This is a genomic window from Granulicatella elegans (assembly GCF_020735385.1).
In the GTDB taxonomy this organism is placed as follows: domain Bacteria; phylum Bacillota; class Bacilli; order Lactobacillales; family Aerococcaceae; genus Granulicatella; species Granulicatella elegans_B.
Map to the genome: position 1 here is coordinate 1703308 of NZ_CP085953.1, position 23059 is coordinate 1726366.

Genomic DNA, 23059 nt, shown 5'->3' on the forward strand with positions numbered 1-23059 from the left:
TATTTCAACGTTCTTTTTTGTTTTATGATAAAACTTTTACAGTTCAAAAAGAGACGACTCGAGTCGTCTCTTTTTCGACTAAAAATCAAACAAGGATAATTGATTTTCATCTGGTAAGTCCTCTAATACTTTATTCTCAGTCATATAATCAATTAAAGTTTTAGAAACTTTCCCACGTGTTGCTAAATCTTTTTTAGAAATAAATGGTTGTTCTTGTCTTGCTTCAACAATTTTGTTGGCTACGTTTAACCCTAATCCTGGAATTGATCTAAATGGAGCAATTAAACTATCTCCTTCAATGACAAAATTCACTGCATCAGATTTTTCAATATCAACCATTTTAAAATTAAATCCACGTTCACACATTTCATTCGCTAGTTCAAGTACGGTTAATAAGTTTACTTCCTTCGCACTTGCATCATTTCCTTTGTCACGAATTTCCTTCATTCTTTGCTTAATCATTTCTTTTCCTTGTGACATTGCCACAATATCAAAGTCTTGAGCACGAACTGAGAAATAAGCACAATAATATAATAAAGGTTTATGAACTTTAAACCATGCTACACGTAAAGCCATTAATACATAGGCTGCCGCATGGGCTTTCGGGAACATATACTTAATCTTCAAGCAAGATTCAATGTACCATTCTGGAACATTATTTTCTCGCATCATGGCTTGATAGTCTTCTGGTATTCCCTTTCCTTTACGTACGCCTTCCATAATTTTGAAAGCAGCACCGTTTTCGACACCTTTATGAATTAAGTACACCATAATATCATCACGACATCCAATTACTTCCGAAAGTGGAATGCCATGTAGTCGAATTAATTCTTCGGCATTTCCAAGATATACGTCTGTTCCGTGAGATAGTCCTGAAATTTGTAGTAACTCTGTAAATGTACTTGGTTTTGTTTGTTCTAACATTCCACGTACAAATTTTGTACCAAACTCAGGAATTCCGAGTGTACCCGTATTAGAATCAATTTGTTCTGGCGTAACGCCTAACACTTCTGTTCCACCAAAGATTTTCATCACTTCTGGATCATCAGGTGGAATATCCTTCGGTTCAATTCCTGATAAATCTTGTAGCATTCTAATCACAGTCGGATCATCGTGTCCAAGTATGTCGAGTTTTAACACATTATCATGGATGGAGTGGAAATCAAAGTGTGTCGTTTTCCACTCTGCATTTTGGTCATCAGCTGGAAATTGGATTGGAGTAAAATCGTAAACATCCATATAATCTGGAATTACAATAATTCCCCCTGGGTGTTGTCCGGTACTTCTTTTTACTCCTGTACATCCTTTTGCTAAACGATCAATTTCCGCTTGTCTAAATTCTAATCCTAAATCTCGTTCATATCCTTTTACATATCCGAAGGCTGTTTTATCTGCTACAGTACCAATGGTTCCTGCACGATATACATAATCTTCTCCGAATAACACTTTCGTATAGTTATGCGCTTGTGGTTGATATTCCCCTGAGAAGTTTAAATCGATATCGGGTACTTTATCCCCGTAGAACCCTAAGAACGTTTCAAATGGAATATCGTGTCCATCTTTTGCAAGACGTGTTCCACAGTTTGGACAATTTTTTTCTGGTAAATCAAATCCTGAACCAACAGAACCATCATCAAAAAATTCTGAATAACAACAGTTTGGACAACGATAGTGAGGTGCTAATGGATTTACTTCGGTAATTCCCGTTAATGTTGCTACTAAAGAAGAACCAACAGATCCACGGGAACCTACTAAATACCCATCTTCATTACTCTTATGCACTAATTTTTGAGAAATTAAGTAAATAACCGAGAATCCATTTCCAATAATACTCTTTAATTCTTTATCGATACGTTTCTCAACGATTTCTGGTAATTCTTCTCCATACCATTCATGAGCTTTATCATAACTTAATTTTGTAATTTCATCTTCGGCCCCTTCAATTTTAGGCGTATATAAGTCATCTTTAATTGGAATAATCACTTCTAGCTGATCATTAACCCAATGAGTATTTGTCACAACGACTTCAAAAGCTTTTTTTTCTCCTAAAAAGGCGAATTCATCTAGCATTTCATTCGTCGTTCTAAAGTGAACATCTGGATAATTCAATTTTTGTCCATTATTCACAGATGTTAGTAAGATTTCTCGATAGATTTTATCCTCAGGATTTAAGTAGTGAACATTCCCTGTTGCAACAACTGGAATATCCAATTCTTCTCCTAATTTCACGAGATTTTTAATAATTTCTTCTAGATGGTGTTCATTTCGAATTAATTCTTTATCAATTAATGGGCGATAGACTGCTTTTGGCATAATTTCAATATAATCATAAAATTGAGCCTTTTCTTTTGCCTCTTCATAGCCTTTTTGCATCATTGCTTCAAAGACTTCCCCTTCGCTACATCCAGACCCAATTAAAAATGAATCTCTATTTTCAATTAACATACTACGTAAAATTCGAGGAACTCTATAAAAATATTGTACATTTGAAGCTGAAACTACTTTAAAGAGTTCTTTCAATCCTGCTTGATGTTTTGCAAAAATCGTTGCATGGAACGGACGACCATTTTTGAACACTTCTTCTGGATGTAAGTTCGTATTCAATTGGTCATGATAAATGAGTCCATGATCATTGGCTGCTTCTTTTAAGAAAATATGACATAAATGTCCAGTTGTTTCTGAGTCATATACCGCACGGTGATGTTGTTCTAAGGCAACATTATAACGTTTTGCTAATGTATTTAATCGGTGAGATTTTAATTGTGGATGTAATAATCTGGATAACTCTAATGTATCAATAACCGGTTGAGTTGTTTTTTCCAAGCCCTCTTTTTCATATCCAGTATTTAAGAATCCCATATCGAAACTGGCATTATGCGCTACTAAAATAGTATCTTTTGTAAATTCTGAAAATTCCTTCAACACTTGTGCTTGTGATTTAGAGCCACGAACCATATCATCTGTAATACCTGTTAATTGAATCGTTGTCGCAGATAATGGATGTCCTGGGTCAATAAATTCTTCAAACTTATCGATAACATTTCCTTTATGCATTTTAACGGCTGCTAATTCAATAATGGAATCATAAATAGCTGATAAACCAGTTGTTTCCACGTCAAATACGACATAAGTCGCATCTTCTAATAAAATATGTTGTGGATTATAGGCAACATTCACTTGGTCATCGACAATATTTCCTTCTAATCCATATAAAATTTTAATATTATTTCCTTTTCCTGCTCCATGAGCTTCTGGATACGATTGTAAGTTTGCATGGTCTGTAATGGCTACAGCAGGATGTCCCCATTTAGCTGCTTGTTTCACTAAATCACTAGCAGAATTCGTTGCATCCATGACCGACATATTGGTATGTAAATGCAATTCAATTCGTTTTTGGTCTTCTGGAGCGCGATCGATTCGACCAATATGATCGACTTTCTTCATATCTCGAATAATCATGTTTAATTCTTGAGAAAATTTATTATTCTCAATATTTCCGTACGCTTTGACCCATGTTCCTTTTTTCAAGTCTGCTAAACGTTCTTCATCTTCAGCTGTTGAGGGAAATAAAGTCGCCCCAATCGATGAAGTGTAGTCCGTCATTTTAATATTCGCAAAGGACTTTCCACTTGCTTTTCTTGTACGAATTTCAATATCAAAAATTTGCGCTTCGACTAATACATTTCGCTCTTCTTCATAAATATCTGCAATATCTTTTGTTTCTAAATTACTACGAATTGCTTTTCCATATAAAATGGATGAATCTGTATCGACTGCAGCAAGTTTAGACGCTGCTGTTTCTTGATTTTCCTTTTGTTGAACAGCTTTTTCTTGATATACTTGTTCAATCGTTTCATGTTTGATCCGTAACTCTTCTTCTAATTGACTACCTAATTCGTCATTGACAATAATTTCAACGCCCAATTTTGGAAATCCAAAATTCTCAAAATATTGTTGAATTTTTTTGATGTAATTTTCATTGACATGAGATTTGGTAATTTCATTTGGGCAATGAAATTGTATTTTTTTCTGATTCCAAATAGGGATTTGTCCAGAAAGTAATTGTACAACTAACGGTGATTCTTGTTCTAATTGAAAGAGAACCATTTCCCAATACGCTTGAATTTGTTTTTGGGTAATTGCAGATTCTTCTCTCGTATTCACCATTAATCTCACTTGAGCAATTTTTTCATAAGTCTGTTTTAATTGTTCATAGAAACGTTTGAATTTTTCGTACTGAATGACTTGATTTGTCTCAATATGAAAACACCATTCAGGAATACTTTTTGTAATATCAATTTTTGTTAATAAGGCTTGATCAAAATCTGGTTGTAAAAACTCTTCATTGTCTAGCTGCAATTGATTCATTAACGTTAAAAATAATTGTTGTTGATGTTCTGACACTTGATCACTCCTCTCTAAAACTGAAAAAATAAGTGTGGTTTTCTATTCTGTTATTATAGAAAACCATCACTTACCTCCTGTTACTTGTTAAAATAATTTACTAATATCATTCCATGTCACTAAAATCATTAAAATGATTAAGAATACTGCCCCAGCAATTGTAATATACGATTCTTTTTCAGGGCTTAATGGTTTCTTACGAATCCCTTCAATTACATTAAGAACTAATTTTCCACCATCTAATGCAGGGATAGGTAATAAATTCATCATTCCTAAATTTGCACTAATTAATCCTAAGAAATTCAAAATAGAAATAAATCCACTTTGAGCCACTTGGGAAGTTACTGAGAAAATGGCTACTGGACCACCTAATTGATTAATCGAAAATCCTTTTGTAAAGAAGGATGCAATCGTTAAGAATACTGAACTGATCACAAACCAAGTTTGAGTAAATCCATACAGTACTTTAGACAATACATCTGTTTTCTTCGCCGATTCAATTCCTAAAACCCCAACTTTAGATCCATTTGATAAGTCATACGCTTTAGGCGTTACTACAATCGTTTGTTGAGTTCCATTTCGTTCAATGACAAGTTTTGTTTCAAGATCAGCTCGTGGGGAAATTTGTTTACTAATATCTCCCCATTTTTGTACTGGTTGTCCTTCAATTTCAATAATTTTATCTCCAACTTGTAAACCAGCTGTTTGAGCAGCAGATTCACTTGCAAAGTTTCCAACTACTGCTTCCTGAGAAGGAACTCCTCCTGCTAGAAATGCCACGATTATAAATGTAATAATCGATAAAATAAAATTATTCATCGGACCCGCAAAATTTGTTAACATACGGTTTTTTAAGCTGGCTGAATTAAACTGACGTTCAATTGGAGCAACGACAACTTCTGTTCCATCTTCTTCTATAATGGTTGCTTTTTTAGAAACCTTTAATATATCTAATTCTTCTTTTTGAGGTTTATATCCTCTTACTTCCATCTTTTCTTGTAAATCACAAGATTCAATTTGGAAAGGAATTCCTTGTTCTAATCCAGTTGATGGATCAAATGAAATTTGCTGAACCATTCCATCTTCCAAACGAAGTGTCACCATCATACCCGGCTTAATATTTTGATCATCTTCCTCATGACCTGCCATACGAACATATCCACCAACGGGTAATAATCGTAATGTATAAACTGTTTCACCCTTACGCACTTGGAATACTTTTGGTCCCATTCCAACGGCAAATTCCTTTACTAAAATACCTGCACGTTTTGCAAAATAAAAGTGTCCAAATTCATGAATGATCACAATAACACCAAATACAAATAAAAATGCAATAATTGTTTTAATCATATGTCCTCCTTAATGAGTACCAAAAAATTTCAATACAATTTGAAACATGAACATTGCAAAAAATGTTGAATCAAATCGGTCTAATACTCCTCCATGACCTGGAAAAATCTTTCCAGAATCTTTTACATTAAATCTACGTTTATAAGCAGATTCCACCAAATCTCCTAATTGCCCAAATACAGATAAGGCAATCATTAAAATGGTCATTTCGATAAAATGAAATCCTAATGGATTAAATAATTTTAAAGCGATAGTTCCTAAGCCTATAGCTCCAATCACTCCACCAATAGAACCTTCAATTGTTTTATTCGGACTAATCGCTGGAGCTAATTTATGTTTACCAAAAGCTCTTCCTGTAAAATAAGCAAACGTATCTGTACCCCAAATAATACAGAAAACAAAGACTACCATTCCAAAACCATATTCTCTAACAAATAAAATTCCGGAAAATCCTCCACCAACATATAAAGCTATCAGTGATAAGAAACTGACATCTTCAATGGAAAGAATCTCACTTTTATATACCGTTAACGACATTAACAACATGACGCATAAGAAGAAAATATAAAAGAAATCTACTCCTACTGGCAATTCAATTATGGGTGCTCTTGCAAAAATAATCGATAGTGTAGCAATAATCGTTAAAAATCCTTCAAAAGAAAAAATCGATAATTTCTTCATTTGGAAAAATTCAAAAACCGCAACAAATGCTAAAAATGCAATAACTGCTTTTAATAAATGCCCACCAATGATTAAAATAGGAACAAACAACATCAAGGCAACTATGGCAGTGATAATACGTGTCTTCATGAAATTAATCCTCCATATCGTCTCTGACGTTTCTGGTACGTTAAAATCGCTTGTTCTAAATCTTCTTTACTAAAATCTGGCCAAAAAATATCTGTAAAATAATATTCACTATATGCTAATTGCCATAAAAGAAAATTACTTAACCGTTGTTCACCACTTGTACGAATCATTAAGTCTGGTTGCGATAAATCTCCTAAAAAATTCGTTTGTAAATGATTCGCAAATACTTCTTCATTAATGGATTCTGCATCATACTCACCGTTTGATACATCTGCTGCAATTTCTTTTACTGCTTGAAGAATTTCTGCTCTAGAACCATAATTTAAAGCAAAACATAGAGTCATTCCTGTATTGTCTTTTGTATCCTCGACAGCTTTTTCAACGACTCTTCTTGTCGCTTCTGGTAATTGATCGGTAAATCCAATTAAACGAATACGCATATTTCTCTCTTGCAATTCAGGCATAAATGAACTAAAAAAATCACCAGGAAGTTTCATTAAAAAGCTTACTTCTTCAGTAGGTCTCTTCCAGTTTTCTGTACTAAAAGCATACATTGTCATAGCCTTTACACCTAATTCATCTGCAGCAATAGCTATTCTTTTAACCGTACTCATTCCCTCTTTATGACCAGCAATTCGAGGTAAATTTCTACTTTTCGCCCAACGTCCATTACCATCCATAATGACAGCAATATGTTGAGGAATATTTGTTTTATCTAATTCAATCATTTTTGTTTCTTTTTTCTTTTTCCAAAAAAGCATCATTTCAATTCCTTTACTTATGAAATACTCTCTCATTGTAACAGAAAAATAGCACATTGGGTAGTTTATTCCTCTGCTTTTAACCCATTCTTAGACTTTCGTAGATAAACTATTGAATCAATGTTTCTACCATGGTGTTCTTCGGAAAAAAATGCTATAATGCTAAAGGAAAAGAAGCAAATAGGAGGTAGAAAAAAGAAAATGATTACGATGAAAGATATAGTACTAGAAGGTCATCCAGCTTTAAGAAAACGAGCGGGAAAAATTACTTTCCCATTGTCAGATGACTTGCAGCATTTAGCTAAAGAAATGCTAGAATTTCTACATAATAGTCAAGATGAAGAAATTGCTGCAAAATATGAATTACGTGCTGGAGTGGGATTAGCTGCTCCACAATTAGGAAAAGAAATTCAAATGATTGCTCTTTTAATTCCAGGATATCAAGACGAACCCGCTTTACTAGATGAAGTTTGGATCAATCCTCGCATTTTAAGAGAATCTGTTAAGAAAACTTGCTTAAAAGAAGGCGAGGGATGTTTATCCGTTAATCGTGAAGTTCCCGGAGTGGTTTTAAGACCACAGCGAATAACAGTGAAATATTTCACCCCAGAAGGTGAAGAGAAAGTTAAAACATTGACAGACTATGAAGCCATTGTAGTTCAACACGAAATTGACCACTTAAACGGAGTCATGTTCTATGATCATATTAACCAATCTCAACCACTTTATATTCCAGAAGGAGCTGTCGTAATTGGATAAAAGAATTGCAGTGATATTTGATTTAGATGATACCCTTTATTCTAAAAATGAAGTATTTTTTAAAACGTTTTGCCGGTTTGCAACACCTAATATTGATGAAAAAATGCTCTACCATTTTTATCAAGTAAGAAGCAACGAAGCTTTTGAACAATTTACAGCAGGAAGTATGACTTTAAAAGAGTCTCATAACGATAGAGTTTTTAAAACTTTTAAAGATGTAGGAATCAACTTATCTCCTGAACAAATTCAAGATTTTCATAAAGCTTATCAAGACACTTTAAATGCAATTACTCTTTGTAACGATTGGATCGAAATATTTCAACAATGCAATAAAGAATCATATCAAATCGCTATTTTGACGAATGGTCCAACCAACCATCAGAAAAATAAACTGTACCAATTAAACTTATCCAAATGGATTCCTGAAGATTTTTGGTTTATCTCAGAATCTATTCAAGCTAAAAAACCAAGTATTCAAGCTTTTCATCATGTCGAATCAAAAATTTCTGCTGATGAGTATTTTATGATTGGAGACGATATCCATACAGATATTAAAGGGGCTATTCAAGCGAATTGGCATCCGATTCAATTTACAAAATATCATCAAATGGATGCAGGAAATTTATCGTGTGATGTAGCTAAAGAACCGAAGGATGTATTTCCTTTAATTCAACAAATATTACACAGATAATTGTACTTAAAGTGTACTTTTATGTTAAAATAATTTTGAATATAAATTGAACAAATAAGGAGTTATAAAATGATTTTTAAAATTACATACCAACCATCAAAAAATGAAGCACCACGTCGTGAAAATACTTTATCTCTATATGTAGAAGCTCAAGATAAAGTTGAAGCTCGTCGTTTAGTAGACGAAAACACTGAATACAATGTTGAGTTCATTCAAGAATTAGATGAAAAACATTTAGCATATGAACAAAAGAATCCTGATTTCAAAGTTACGGTGTTTAACTAATGAAACCAACAATCAAAAATAATGAAACGGGCATATTCGCTTTTGGTGGTTTAGGTGAAATCGGAAAGAATACCTATGGCGTCCAATTCCAGGATGAATTAATTATTTTAGATGCTGGAATTAAGTTCCCTGAAGATGATTTATTAGGAATTGACTATGTTATTCCTGACTATAGCTATATTATTCAAAACCAAAGTAAAGTTAAAGGTCTCTTCATCTCTCATGGACACGAAGACCATATTGGTGGTATTCCTTTCTTAATTAAACAAGTAAATATTCCAATTTACGCGACTAAATTGGCAATGTCACTCATTCGAAACAAACTGGAAGAACATGGCTTACTTCGAGATGCTATCTTGCATGAAATTGATGAAGATTCAGTTATTAAATTTAGAAAAACTCAAGTAAGTTTTTACCGCACTACTCACTCTATTCCAGATGCATTCGGTATTGTCATTAAAACTCCTCCTGGAAATATTGTATTTACAGGAGACTATAAATTTGACTTCACACCTGTAGGACAACCGGCTAATTTACACAAAATGGCTCAAATTGGTGAAGAAGGTGTACTAGTTCTTTTAGGAGATAGTACAAACTCAGAAGTTCCTGGATTCACTAAATCAGAACAAGTCGTTGGACAATCGATTAAAGAAATTATCCAACGTGTTGAAGGTCGTATTATTTTTGCTACTTTTGCATCGAATGTTTCTCGTTTAAAACAAGTAACAGATGTTGCGGTAGCAACTGGACGTAAAATTGCTGTCTTCGGACGCAGTATGGAAGCTAGCTTTGCTACTTCTCGTGAATTAGGATATATTTCTGCGCCAGATGATACATTTATCGATGGTCGTGATATTAACCAATATCCTGCTGAAGAAGTAATTATTTTATGTACAGGATCGCAAGGTGAACCAATGGCCGCTTTAAGTCGTATTGCAAATGGAAATCACCGTCAAATTTCTGTACAACCTGGAGATACGGTCATCTTCTCAAGCTCTCCTATCCCTGGAAATACAGCTGCAGTAAATCGTGTGATTAACTTACTATCTGAAGCTGGAGCTGAAGTTATTCATGGTAAATTAAATAATATTCACACTTCAGGACATGGTTCTCAAGAAGAACAAAAATTAATGTTACGATTAATGAAACCGAAGTATTTCATGCCAGTTCACGGTGAATACAGAATGCAAAAAATCCAAGCTAACTTAGCAAGTCAAGTTGGAATCCCTAAAGAAAATTCATTTATTTTAAGTAATGGAGATATTTTAGCAGTAACAAGTGACTCTGCTCGTCGTGCTGGACATTTCTATGCTGGAGATGTTTATGTAGACGGAAATGGTATTGGAGATATCGGAAATATCGTGTTACGCGACCGTAAAACTTTATCTCAAGACGGTTTAGTGATTGTCGTTGCAACCGTGGATTATGACGGACGTGAATTAGTAACAGGCCCTGAAATTTTATCTCGAGGATTCATTTATATGCGTGAATCCGGTGAATTATTGAATCAAGCTCAACAAATATTAAAAGAAGAATTACAAGCCTTCATCAATGAAGCTGACGAACCTTTAAATGAGAGATCATTACGTAATCTCATTATCGATACGTTAAATCCTTATTTATATAAACAAACAGCTCGTCGCCCAATGATTTTACCAGTCTTAATGGGTGTTAGCGCAGAAGATGTTGAAGAATAAAAAAAGACGACTTGCGTCGTCTTTTTTTATTGAAATACATGTTGTAAGTCTTGTAACATTAATTTAGTAGATTCTAGTCCTCCACCACTTAAATACCATAAATCAGAAGTTAAGTTTACCACTTTATTATTTTTTACAGCATTTGTAGCTTGAATTAATTCATTTTTCATTAAGGAATCTGCTTTAGAATTATCTCCACCAATTGCTAATGTACGATTTAATACAAATAAAATATCTGGATTTAATTCACTAACACCTTCAAAACTAATTTCTTGTCCATGTCTGCTTTCTTCAATTTTAGCATCTGTTGGACGGAATTTTAAATCTTGGTATAAGAAGCCAAAACGTGATTGTGCACCAAATGTAGCCATTTTACCTTCGTTTAACATAATCGCTAAACTTTTTTCGCTATGTTTTTCATTTTGAGCTGCAATTGTATCAATCGTTGTTTGTAATTCTTTCACTTGAGCACTTGCCTTTTGTTGAGTTGCTTCATCAAATAAGCTCGCTAAACTTTTAATATTTTTTTGAACAGAACCCCAATAATCTTTGCTATCTACATTAAAGATAACTGTTGGAGCAATTTCTTTTAATTGAGGAATAAAATCTTTTACACGTGCAGAAGCAATAATGAAGTCTGGTTGCATTGCTGCAATCGCTTCGATATCCGGTTCTTTCATGCTACCTACATTTTGAACTTTTCCCCCTAAATCTTTAATATAAGTTGGTAATGGTTTTGTTGGCATTCCGACGATTGTTTCACCTTGTCCAATTGCACGTAATGTATCTGCTGAACCTAAGTCAAATGTCACAATTTTCTTTGGATTTGTGTTCACTTCAACGTTTTCTGTTCCATCTGTTAGTTGTACTTGTTTCACTGTATTCTCTTGTGTTGTTGATGTCACAGTTGTTGTTTTTGTACCACAAGAAGCTAATAAAAATGTTGCTCCCATCATTACTGTTGTTAATAATTTTTTCATTATTCTCTCCTACTTTACTGTAATATATTTTTTACCAGAAACTTCTATCACTTCAATATCAATTTCATATAAATCTGATAAGGTTTGATTCGTAACCACATCCATGGTATTACCATGAAACTCACATTTTCCTTCCTTAAAGGCTACTAAATAATCAGAAAAGTTAATTGCCATATTTAAATCATGCATCACGATAACGACTGTTTTATCGAGATTTTCTACCATATAACGCAGTAATTTCATAATTTCTACCGCTTGTTTTAAATCTAAATGATTTAAAGGTTCATCTAATAAAACAATCTCTGTATCTTGAGCTAATACCATTGCAATAAATACTCTTTGCATTTGTCCACCTGATAAAGTTTGTATCGAACGATCTCTTAACTCTAACAAATTCGTATGTTTTAATGCTTGATCAATCATTTGATAATCAAGTGTCGATAACTTTCCTTTTGAATAAGGATATCGCCCAAAGCTAACTAACTCTTCTACAGTTAAACTTACTTGAAAAGATTGATTTTGTTTTAAAACGGATAATTCTTTTGCTAGTTCTTTAGAATTCCAAGCTTCAATTTCTTTACCTTTAATCCATAATTGACCAGAATCTTTCTGTAATAATCGACTCATAATAGAAACTAAAGTTGATTTTCCAGCTCCATTTGGTCCGATAAAAGCTGTTAACTGATTTTTTGGAATCGTTAATGAAACGGAATCGACAACTACCGTATCATATGCTTTATGAATATTTTTTAATTCCACTACGGTACCTTCCTTTCATTAACAATACAAAGTATAATAATCCTCCAAACCATTCAATGACGACACTGATTGGAATATTTAAATGAAAAAGCTTCTCGATAACAAGTTGTCCTCCTAGTAATAAAATACTTCCTAATAAAAATGCGATCGTCCACATATGTAAGTGTCGGTAATCTTTAAGCCATTGATACGTTACATTTGCAATCATAAAACCTAAAAATTGCATCGGACCTACTAATGTTGTCGATAGACTTGTTAGTAAAACAATTACTAATAAAATCCACTTCTCTTCTTTCGCTACATTTACACCTAGTATTTGTGCTTGAACTTTCCCAAGGTGAAATACATTTAATACCATATGTTTTCTTATTAAATAGATTACTGAGATAGCTGTTAGAATAACGACTACAATGACTAATTCGCTTTGATGGTGCATTCTTTGAAAAGAAGGAAATAATTTTCCTTGCAATTTATCAAATTCATTTGGATCCATTAATACTTGAACAAATGTACTTAAACTTCTAAATAATGTTCCAAAGGCTAAACAAATAAATAATAACATCGAAAATGGAATCGATAATAAATCATTAAAGGCTCGATAAATGAAGAAGAAAAAGATCATCTGCAACACAATCGTCAACATTGAAATCCATAGATTTGGAGCTGTTTCCATTCCTAGACTTAATTGTCCCCAATAAACCATCGTTTGAAACAATACAAAGACACTCTCAATTCCAAGAACGCCCGGTGTTAAAAATCGATTTTGTACAATTGTTTGAAAACTAATAGTAGATATTGAAACACATAAACTAACCAATAAAATGACTAACCATTTTAAAACTCTCTTTTTAAATAAGAGAACAGAGAAATTTCCCATATTTCCGATTGGAAAAAATAAGAAAATTGCACTGATAATGAGTAATAAGCTTACTAATGTGATTGTTAATAGAAGGGTTCTTTTCTTCATCGAATGCTCCCCCTTCTTTGCGAGCTAATTCTTAATATCTGACTCATTAAAAGACCGGCTCCGACAATCCCTAAAATCAGACTAACCGATACTTCATAAGGTGGAATGACTAATCGAGCAATAATATCGCATGCTAAGACTAGTACTGCACCTAATAGGGCTGTTTGTGGTATCGTCTTTTTTAAGTCGTCTCCTGATAAATAGCGTACTAAGTTTGGAATAATAATTCCTATAAAAGGAAGTGAGCCTACCGTTATCATCGTAACACTCGTTGTAAGTGATACTAATAATAAGGTTAACCATTCTAACTGCTTATAAGAAATTCCCAAATTCAAACTAATGGATTCACCTAAATTAGCAATTGTATAAACATGCGCCAATTTTGTAGAAACTATAATGATGATTAAACCAAAGAATAACCATTCATATTGATTTGTTTGAATCATGGAGAAGGATCCTTGTGTCCATGACGTTAAACTTTGTACAAGATGAAATTGATACGATATCATATTTGTAAAGGCTGAAATCATTCCACTAAAAATTAATCCTACTAAAGGAATCATCCACTTCTCTTTCAATTGTAAGGATTGCTGAATCATAATAAAAACAATTGTGAAAGCAAATGAACAGATAAAGGCACATAGCATTTTCTGAAATAAGCTAGGTCCATTAAAAAAGAATAAACTTAATAATAGTCCTAATTTTGCTGCTTCAGTGGTACCAATTGTACTAGGTGCTGCAAATTCATTTTGAGTCATTGTCTGCATTAATAATCCTGCGATACTCATGGAGCTTCCTGCTAAAATTACACTTAATAGTCGAGGTACTCGAGATAACCAAAAGACCTGTTGCATTTTAACATTATGTTGGATGAATAATTCCCAAGAAAATGTTTGTGCTCCAACTGATAAAGAAATTAATGATAGGATGAGTAAAAGGATGCATAAATGTTTAAATTTCATAATCTCTCCTTCCTAATTGATAATCATTCTCAATTACATAAATATCAGTTTACCAAAAATTTCTGTGATTGCAATGGGTTTTGGGAAGATTTGACTTATTCTAATCACGAAAAAATTATATAGACTTCTGGGATACAGTAGTATTTGGACAGCAGCAGCCTTGCTTTGCAAGTCTCATGCCTAAAATTCGAGCCTTGGTCTCGAATTTTCCAGTAATAGAATCTGATTCTGCAGATTCTATTACTCATACTACTGTAAGAAGTTTATCGTGTTCTCCACAAAAAAGGTATAAAAGTAGAGCTATAACTCCACTTTTATACCTTTTTCTTATACAAATCTTCTATGTTTTGATTGGCTCCATTTTACGGTGAGCCACCCACTGAATGTTCCTACGATTGCTCCTACTAATACATCTGTTGGATAATGAACGTATAAGTACATTCTTGAAAAAGCGATGAGGCTTGCTAAAACGAAAGCCATAATCCAGTACTTTTTCATACGAAGGAAATACAATACACTAACAACTGTAAATGAAATAGCGGTATGTCCGGATGGGAATGAATAATCTAATGGTTTTGAAATTAATAAAGAAACCGCAGAATTAACCTCATAAGGACGAGTTCTTGCTACGATTGGTTTAATCAAACCATTACACAAAATCGTGTTAACTACTACCGCAATCCCTAAAAGAATCCCTAAAGATCTTGTTTTCTTATTCATTAACAAAACTGCAATCAGAGCTAGCCAAATGAATCCAACATTCCCTAATGAAGTAATGAAAATCATGATAGGATCTAATAATGGATGATGCAATTTTTGAAATCCATCGAGAATTTGTAATTCTGTCATCTATTTAGAATCCTTTTCTTTTAATTTTTGTAATCCTAATACTAATAACAAACCAACTAAAGCTGCAATTGGCGAAAATGTTGAAAAATTCATCGCTTCTTGAGGAATTTTTAAGGTTGTTGGCCCCATTACAATCGCATAAAATGACCCAATCATCATTCCAATAATGCCATAAATCATTTGACTACGATAATGTTCTAAACAATATTTAATGGCTTTAACAACAAATAAAGCTCCTGCTAATACCCCTAAACTAAAAATAGCTAAACTTGGAACATATGCTAATTGGAAAGTTAACACTGCTTTCACTGCAAAAACAACTGGAATATAAGCTCCAAAAATTAATAATAATGTTGAACCAGAAATTCCCGGTAAAAACATTGCAGAAATAGCAATCATTCCAATAAAAAATAATTTAATGGAATCTACAATAGAAAACTGGCTTAAATCAAAACTTCCTTTACCTGTACGAGAGTTCATCCAAGTAATTCCTGCAACAATAGCCACTCCTAGTAAAATATAAAAAATTCCCATTAATGGTTTTTTCAAAGATTCTTTTTCTTCTATTATCATTAATGGAATCGCTCCTGCAATAAATCCAATAAATAAAGAACTGACTCCATAAATATGAGATTCAAATAATGAAGATAATACTAAAATGGCACTCACCATTCCAATTGCCCAACCAATTCCTATTTTTACTAAATAAGTAAAAGCATCTTTCTTTTCCTTTTTACTTCCAAATGCCATATCATGAATAGAACCAATAAATTGGTCATAAAACCCCATAATAAAAGCTACCGTTCCTCCAGAAACACCAGGAACACTATCGGCTAACGCCATACAAAATCCATTTAAAATTTGACGAAACATAAGTTTCTCCTTTCACTCTAAAAATAAAGAGACTAGGCTACTGCCCAGTCTCCATCAATACTAGTCTAAGAAATCTTTCAATTGTTTTGAACGACTTGGATGACGTAATTTACGAAGTGCTTTCGCTTCAATTTGACGGATTCTTTCACGAGTAACTCCAAATACTTGACCTACTTGCTCTAATGTGCGGATTTCTCCATTTTTGTCTAGGCCAAAACGTAAACGTAATACATTTTCTTCACGATCTGTTAATTGTTCTAATACTTCATCTAATTGTTCTTTTAATAATGCATAAGCTGTATGTTCAGCTGGACTTGTTGCATTATCATCTTCAATAAAGTCTCCTAAATGTGAATCATCTTCTTCCCCGATTGGAGTTTCTAATGACACTGGTTCTTGAGCAATTTTTAGAATTTCTCTCACTTTTTCTGTTGGTAAATCCATTTCTGCTCCAATTTCTTCAGGAGTAGGTTCGCGTCCTAAGTCTTGTAATAGTTGTCTTTGGATACGAACTAATTTATTAATTGTTTCTACCATATGAACTGGAATACGAATCGTACGTGCTTGGTCAGCAATCGCACGAGTAATTGCTTGACGAATCCACCATGTAGCATATGTTGAAAATTTAAACCCTTTTGTATGGTCAAATTTTTCAACAGCTTTCATTAAGCCCATATTCCCTTCTTGAATTAAATCTAAAAATTGCATTCCACGTCCTACATAACGTTTCGCAATGGATACTACTAAACGTAAGTTGGCTTCTGCTAATTCTTGTTTTGCTTCTTGATCTCCTTGTTGAATACGTAAAGCAAGGTTTACTTCTTCATCCGCACTTAATAATGGAACACGTCCAATTTCTTTTAAATACATACGAACAGAGTCATTAATTTTTACATTTGACGATAATGCTGTTTCGTCTTCTGTCATTTCCACTTCAGGTTCTTTTTCAGATTCTGAAGATAATTGACGACTAGTTGGCCCGCCATCTGCATCTACTACACTCACACCAGCATCTTCGAATTGTTGAATTAATTTATCCATTCCTTCTGCATCTAATTCGTATGGAATCGCAATTTGTGCTGATAAATCATCATATAAAATTTGTCCAAACAATTTTCGTTCTGCTAGTAATTTACTTGTAGCTTCTTTTAGCGTTTGACCATTCTTATTTTTTTCAACCGTCATCCACTATTCCTCCATTCATGATTTTTTTAATTGTTTCTGAATATTGACTAACTCTATCATCAATTGATTGGCTCTTGTTGCATCATTTGATAATTGAGCTTCTTTCATTTCTTGCAAACATCTTTGATACTGTTGTTTTAAATCTTCTTTTCTTGATAAAAAATACATTAAGTCATGAATCTCTTTTTCCGTACATTCTTGTGGCATTTCTAGCCATTCAATCATCGATAATAAATTACGATTCACGGTATCCGATTCATCTAAAAAATTCATAAATTCTTGAACAAGTAACTCTTCAAGATGTTGCTCACGATAACTTTTCAACAAAATATAAAATTGTTGATAGTCAACAAAAGGAAATTCGAACTCTTCATCTTCCCTTAATAAATAACTCCATGCTTCCGGAGAATGTAACAGACGATAGAGAAGTTGTTTCTGAGAAATTTCCATCGGACTTTCCTGAGAAATTTTTACAGAACTTGTTGTCCACTGTCTTGTTGATTGAGAAGATTGTTGCTTAAATTTTCTCTGAGCAAAATAAACTTGACTAGAAAGTAAATCAACCGAAATTCCAAACTCATCCGATAATGATTTTATCGCAAACTCACGCTCAATAGGTTTAGAAATTTTTGCTAACTCCAGTGTCATTTGTTCTAAAAATTGCACTTTCTCTCGTTCAATTTCTAAGCGATATTGTTTTGAAAAATATCGTTTTTTAAACTGAAAAACAGATTCCGTATAATGAAACAATTGTTCTAAATAAGCTTCCGCTCCTCTTTGCTGGATAAACTCATCTGGATCTTTTCCAGCATCTAAAGACAAAATTGAAATCGTTAAAGATGAATTTTCTTGCAATAATTCAATCGCCCGATTTGTTGCATCCAATCCCGCTCTATCACTATCATAGGCAATAATAATTTCATTTGCCACTCTCGATAAGATTTGAATTTGTTCTTTTGTTAATGAGGTGCCCATGGATGCTACCCCATTTTTTGCACCGGCTTGCCAAGAAGCAATGACATCCATATAACCTTCATATAAGACAACTTGTCCTGATTTACGAATCGCTGATTTGGCTAAATCATAATTGAACAAGAACTGTCGCTTATTGAAGATAGGAGTTTCTGAACTATTTAAGTATTTAGCTTCTTGTTCATCACCCATTTCCTCATCCTGTGGTAATATTCGACCAGAAAAAGCAATCACTTTTCCTTGTTCATTTCGAAGAGGAATCATGATTCGATGATAAAATCGATCGATAAAATCATCATTTCTTGAAATGAATAATCCTGATTCTTCCATCTGTTGAGGTGTTAATGGAATTTGTTTGATTAAATTCGTCACATACGTGCGATCTTTTAATGCAAGTCCCATTTTAAATGTTTGAATGGTTTCTAATGTATATCCTCTATTTTGTAGATAATCTAATGCTTTTTCACCGCCACGTGTTTGTAATAACACATGTTGATAAAATTCAGCCGCTTTTTCATGTGCTGTTATGAGCGGTTGATGCGTATCTTGAACAGATGGTTTAGAAACCGAATATTTATTATCAAATGGAATTTGTGCTAATTCTGCAACTTTTGCTACAGATTCAACAAAAGAAAGTCCTTCGATTTCTGCTATAAAAGAAAAAATAGATCCTCCTCTACCACAACTAAAGCAATGATAGAGTTGCTTTTCCTCTGTTACTGAAAAGGAAGGTGTGCGCTCATCATGAAAAGGACAATGGCCAAAATAATTCTTTCCTCGTTTTTTCAAAGAAACATACTGACTAATAATATCCACAATATTTACTTGTGATTGAATCTGATTCAGTGTTTCTTCAGGAATAACTTGACTCATAAAACTGCCTCCTTTTCCTGAAATATTAAGGAACTTCTCCTAACACGCCTAATATCCCTAATAATACAGGATATATAATATCATCAAATGAAAATTGTTTCAACTAATTTTACTTTTCTTTTAAAAATAAAAATAAGAGGGCAAAAATGGGGCAAACTTTTGTCATTTTTCAATTTTGAGCTAGTTTTGACAAAAAATAAAAACCCAAGAATGCAATAATACCGCAATTCTTGGGCTACAGCTAGTATAAAAAATGACTAGCCTAATTTGTTATAATATTCAACGATGAATGATTCGTCAATATCAGATGTTAACTCATCACGTAATGGTAGACGGTTTAATGAACCTTCTAATTTTTCTTCATCAAATGTAACAAATTCTGGACGACCATATAAAGATTCTAAAGATTCTTTAATGATTGTTAAGTTACGTGATTTTTCACGAACACCAACAACATCTCCAACTTGTACTTGGAATGAAGGGATATCTACACGTTTACCATTTACAGTAACGTGACCGTGGTTTACTAATTGACGAGCTTGACGACGAGTTGAAGCTAATCCTAAGCGGTAAACTACGTTATCTAAACGTTGTTCTAGAAGGATCATGAAGTTTTCACCATGTTTACCTTCTTTAATTTTGCCAGCTTTTTTGAATAAAGTAGCAAATTGACGTTCGTTCATACCATACATATGACGTAATTTTTGTTTTTCTTGTAATTGTTGACCATACTCAGATAATTTACTACGGTTATTTGGTCCGTGTTGACCTGGTGCGTATGGACGACGAGCGATTTCTTTTCCTGTTCCTGAAAGTGAAATGCCTAAACGACGAGATAACTTCCAGCTTGGTCCAGTGTAACGTGACATTGAACATTCCTCCAATAATAAAAAATTTTTTTGGAGTAAAATAATTGCGAAACAGTAGATTCGTGCAGTCTCTACTAGGGTTCACCTTTGCAGCCGTGGTTACTACCTTCCTCTTAATGGATAGGACTGTTGACGAGCTTCTCTTATTTCTGCTGCATATTTTACACAAAAATTATTTTATCAGATGTTTGAATAAAATGCAAACTATTTTATACGATTTCTTCCCATTCCATTTGAATATTCGCACATCGATTTCCATCTTGCGAAATTAAATGATACGTTTGTTTTCTCTTTTGATTTTCTTCCCATAAAGTAAAACACGAAATCGTTGATTCTGGTAATACTTCTTTTTCGTATTTAATGACAACTTGTTTCAACTGATGCCTATTAAAATACTCCATTCCTAATTCACTAAAAGCAAAATCAAAGTAACGAGCATTATTGACGTGGAGATTAGCATCAATATCATGGATTCGTATTTTGTATTCTCCCGTTTTAGCATCTGAAAAATCTTTTTTAGGAATTCGAGTTGCTTTTCTCATTTCTTTTCCGATTGATAGTGGATATTCCAACACAACTTCTTCATCTATTGAAACAATTTTACGTACCTTCATATCAAGCATTGCAAATGTCGTAATACATTCAAACAACTCTTCTCTTTCTTTTGAAAGAATGCGATATTCACGGTAAGTAAAAAATTTATTGTAGCTAATCGCTTGTGTTTCAATAATGACTTCTTCGTCTACTTTTGGCATTCGATGAATCGAAATTTCATGTCGAATCACGATCCATGTATAGCCTTTTTCATAAATCAAGTTGGGATTTTCTAATTGTTGTTGTTGCTTTCTAGAAGCTAACATCATCATTCCTAAAGCTTGACTTAATAGTAAATTTCCATTCCAATCACATTCATAAGGAAGAATAGTACGCTCTATTTTGCAAATTACATCAACCGTCATAGCTCCCTCCTATAAATTCCAAATATCTTCACTATCTTCATTTAATACCGATACAATTTCTCCTTTGTGGAAAATCACAATTGTATCTGTTGGTAAGTGCATCATATCATAAAAACTTGGATAATCAGGGAAAATTTCATAAGCTTTTGCTCCTGATAATGGTTGAGATTCAATTTCTTGATCAACTGGCGCTACATACCATGTTTCATCATCAAAACGATGCGCATAAAAATCTTCTACTTCAAATGTATGATTTGCAATAATAACAGGACTATCAAAACGGAACGGAACTAACTTCCCTAATGTTTTCGTACGTTTCCCTGCTTTAAATGTTTTTTGAACAATCTCTAAGAAATAACTACAATCTGTAATCCACTCCTCTAATTGTTTTTGTTCATAATTTGGAACACAAACATGATACTCATTTTCAATGGAAACAACTTTAATATCTCCGTAATGAATTGGAATCAGTTCATTTAATTCTTCTAAATTTTCTTCAAAATAATCTTCTACAATCGTTAATAAATCTTCTGCTTCTTTTTGGTAAGCCTCTTTTGCTTCTACAATAAATAAACATTCTTGAATTGTTCTCGTAAATTTCATTTCATCACTCCTTGTATTCTAGTATACAGTATTTGAAACATTTTTTCTTGTATCTTCCCCTCTTCCTGATAAATTTGTTATACTAGAATCAACTAAGGGGGCTTATTATGAACGAGCATTTATTTTATAAATTTTATCAAAAAACACCACTAGAAAGAAAAAATATTTTAACAAACTTATCTCATTTATCAGATGAAAAAAAATCAAACTTATTAGATGGATTTAACTTACCAGAGTCAATAGCCAATCAAATGATTGAAAATCAAATCGGACTATATGACATACCACTTGGAATTGTTCCTGAAGTTATCGTAAATGGTAAAACTTATACCGTTCCTATGGTAACAGAAGAACCTTCCGTCATTGCTGCAGCAAGTAATGGCTGTAAAATGATTCATCGTTCTGGGGGATTTACTACTACTCAAGAAAAGAGAGAAATGATTGGTGAAATTGCGATATATGATTCCCCATATTCTATTGAAGAAATAAAGGAAAAACTTTCAAAGGAAATCGAACGTTTATTTTCTATTGCTTATGAAGCTCACCCTTCCATTGTCAAACGTGGTGGTGGAATTCAATCAATTTGGGTAGAAGAAAAACAACATCCGAATCATACGTTTTATGTATTTTATATTTCTGTAGATACAAAGGAAGCAATGGGGGCAAATATTTTAAACACCATTTTAGAAGCTCTAGTTTCTCCTATTGAAACTTTCACAAAAGGAACTTGTATTATGGCAATTTTATCAAATCTAGCAACGCATTCCGTTGTCAAGACTACATGCCGTATTCCTCTTGAAAATTTAGAAACAAAGACAATCTCAGGGGAAGAAATTGCCCGTAGAATTGAAATTGCCAGCGAACTATCCCAAGTCGATGCTTATCGTGCGGCAACTCATAATAAAGGAATTATGAATGGAATTGATGCAGTCGTTATTGCAACTGGAAATGATTGGCGAGCGATTGAAGCTGGTGCACATGCATATGCAACTCTTAACGGAATTTATCAACCATTTAGTCAATGGTACATCCATGATGATAAGGAATTAGTAGGAACATTAAGTATTCCAATGCCGATTGGAACTGTTGGAGGTTCAATTTCCATTCATCCTGCTGCTCAATTTGCTCATGAATTATTGATGAATCCATCCGCTAAAGAACTAGCTTCTATTATTGCTTCTATTGGTTTAGCACAAAATTTTGCTGCATTAAAAGCATTAGTAACCGATGGGATTCAAAAAGGTCATATGAACTTACAAGTAAAATCTCTAGCTTTAACGGCTGGCGCAACAGAAGAAGAAATCCCTCAAATTGTACAACTATTGAAAGAACAAAAACATTTTAATTTAGAAACCGTTCAAAATATTTTAACCACTATTAGAAAACGATAAAGAATAATCTTTTGTTTTATTCGTTCTCTTGTTTATTCATATAAAAAAGAAAAAGATTTT

The 23059-nt window shown here is 33.3% G+C and carries 20 protein-coding genes; 5 read left to right on the top strand and 15 right to left on the bottom strand.

The window, feature by feature from the left end; all coding sequences use genetic code 11:
- Window positions 1–78: 78 nt before the first annotated feature.
- The 4 genes from LK443_RS08460 to LK443_RS08475 all read right to left on the bottom strand — a co-directional run bounded on the left by LK443_RS08460 (window position 79) and on the right by LK443_RS08475 (window position 7328).
- Window positions 79–4404, bottom strand: a complete 4326-nt coding sequence (locus tag LK443_RS08460; RefSeq protein ID WP_227931475.1) for a PolC-type DNA polymerase III — start codon at window positions 4402–4404, stop codon at window positions 79–81.
- 87 nt (window positions 4405–4491) lie between these two features.
- A complete protein-coding gene (gene rseP / locus LK443_RS08465) occupies window positions 4492–5754 on the bottom strand; it encodes an RIP metalloprotease RseP (RefSeq protein WP_227931476.1) in 1263 nt (420 codons plus the stop codon).
- A 9-nt stretch (window positions 5755–5763) separates the two neighbouring features.
- Complete coding sequence (locus LK443_RS08470) at window positions 5764–6564, bottom strand: phosphatidate cytidylyltransferase (protein WP_227931477.1); 801 nt, start codon at window positions 6562–6564, stop codon at window positions 5764–5766.
- Complete coding sequence (locus tag LK443_RS08475) at window positions 6561–7328, bottom strand: isoprenyl transferase (RefSeq protein ID WP_416217918.1); 768 nt, start codon at window positions 7326–7328, stop codon at window positions 6561–6563. Before LK443_RS08475 ends, LK443_RS08470 begins: the two co-directional genes overlap by 4 nt.
- Before the next feature lie 198 nt (window positions 7329–7526).
- Between LK443_RS08475 and def the strand changes: the two genes are divergently transcribed.
- The 4 genes from def (at window position 7527) to rnjA (ending at window position 10757) form a co-directional block, all read left to right on the top strand.
- Complete coding sequence (gene def / locus LK443_RS08480) at window positions 7527–8084, top strand: peptide deformylase (protein WP_227931478.1); 558 nt, start codon at window positions 7527–7529, stop codon at window positions 8082–8084.
- Window positions 8077–8775, top strand: coding sequence for an HAD family hydrolase (locus tag LK443_RS08485; RefSeq protein ID WP_227931479.1), 699 nt, complete (start codon window positions 8077–8079; stop codon window positions 8773–8775). The genes def and LK443_RS08485 overlap by 8 nt, the downstream gene beginning before the upstream one ends.
- 69 nt (window positions 8776–8844) lie before the next feature.
- A complete protein-coding gene (locus LK443_RS08490; protein WP_227931480.1) occupies window positions 8845–9060 on the top strand; it encodes a DNA-directed RNA polymerase subunit epsilon in 216 nt (71 codons plus the stop codon).
- Entirely contained in the window at window positions 9060–10757 is a 1698-nt protein-coding gene (gene rnjA, locus LK443_RS08495; protein ID WP_227931481.1) for a ribonuclease J1, read from the top strand. The genes LK443_RS08490 and rnjA overlap by 1 nt, the downstream gene beginning before the upstream one ends.
- Window positions 10758–10783: 26 nt before the next feature.
- On the opposite strand, the gene LK443_RS08500 is transcribed toward rnjA, so the two are convergent.
- From LK443_RS08500 to LK443_RS08550, 11 genes are all read right to left on the bottom strand, one after another.
- Window positions 10784–11737, bottom strand: a complete 954-nt coding sequence (locus LK443_RS08500) for a siderophore ABC transporter substrate-binding protein (RefSeq protein ID WP_227931482.1) — start codon at window positions 11735–11737, stop codon at window positions 10784–10786.
- A gap of 9 nt (window positions 11738–11746) precedes the next feature.
- Window positions 11747–12496, bottom strand: coding sequence for an ABC transporter ATP-binding protein (locus tag LK443_RS08505; protein ID WP_227931483.1), 750 nt, complete (start codon window positions 12494–12496; stop codon window positions 11747–11749).
- Window positions 12474–13463: an iron chelate uptake ABC transporter family permease subunit gene (locus tag LK443_RS08510; protein ID WP_227931484.1), complete on the bottom strand. Its 990-nt coding sequence runs from the start codon at window positions 13461–13463 to the stop codon at window positions 12474–12476. Before LK443_RS08510 ends, LK443_RS08505 begins: the two co-directional genes overlap by 23 nt.
- Window positions 13460–14425 carry an iron chelate uptake ABC transporter family permease subunit gene (locus LK443_RS08515; RefSeq protein ID WP_227931485.1) on the bottom strand — a complete coding sequence of 322 codons (966 nt, stop codon included), beginning with the start codon at window positions 14423–14425 and terminating at the stop codon, window positions 13460–13462. The genes LK443_RS08510 and LK443_RS08515 overlap by 4 nt, the downstream gene beginning before the upstream one ends.
- A gap of 327 nt (window positions 14426–14752) precedes the next feature.
- Window positions 14753–15274 (bottom strand): phosphatase PAP2 family protein, encoded by a 522-nt coding sequence (locus LK443_RS08520; RefSeq protein WP_227931486.1) that lies wholly within the window; start codon window positions 15272–15274, stop codon window positions 14753–14755.
- Entirely contained in the window at window positions 15275–16147 is an 873-nt protein-coding gene (locus LK443_RS08525; RefSeq protein ID WP_227931487.1) for a DUF368 domain-containing protein, read from the bottom strand.
- 60 nt (window positions 16148–16207) lie between these two features.
- Entirely contained in the window at window positions 16208–17332 is a 1125-nt protein-coding gene (rpoD, locus tag LK443_RS08530) for an RNA polymerase sigma factor RpoD (protein WP_227931488.1), read from the bottom strand.
- A 15-nt stretch (window positions 17333–17347) separates the two neighbouring features.
- On the bottom strand, window positions 17348–19177 hold the full coding sequence (gene dnaG / locus LK443_RS08535) for a DNA primase (RefSeq protein ID WP_227931489.1): 1830 nt from the start codon (window positions 19175–19177) through the stop codon (window positions 17348–17350).
- A 257-nt stretch (window positions 19178–19434) separates the two neighbouring features.
- Window positions 19435–20046: a 30S ribosomal protein S4 gene (gene rpsD / locus LK443_RS08540; RefSeq protein WP_227931490.1), complete on the bottom strand. Its 612-nt coding sequence runs from the start codon at window positions 20044–20046 to the stop codon at window positions 19435–19437.
- A 209-nt stretch (window positions 20047–20255) separates the two neighbouring features.
- Entirely contained in the window at window positions 20256–21005 is a 750-nt protein-coding gene (locus tag LK443_RS08545) for an acyl-[acyl-carrier-protein] thioesterase (RefSeq protein ID WP_227931491.1), read from the bottom strand.
- Between the two features lie 9 nt (window positions 21006–21014).
- Window positions 21015–21608, bottom strand: a complete 594-nt coding sequence (locus LK443_RS08550) for a hypothetical protein (protein WP_227931492.1) — start codon at window positions 21606–21608, stop codon at window positions 21015–21017.
- A 107-nt stretch (window positions 21609–21715) separates the two neighbouring features.
- Between LK443_RS08550 and LK443_RS08555 the strand changes: the two genes are divergently transcribed.
- Window positions 21716–22999: a hydroxymethylglutaryl-CoA reductase, degradative gene (locus tag LK443_RS08555; protein WP_227931493.1), complete on the top strand. Its 1284-nt coding sequence runs from the start codon at window positions 21716–21718 to the stop codon at window positions 22997–22999.
- Window positions 23000–23059: the final 60 nt, after the last annotated feature.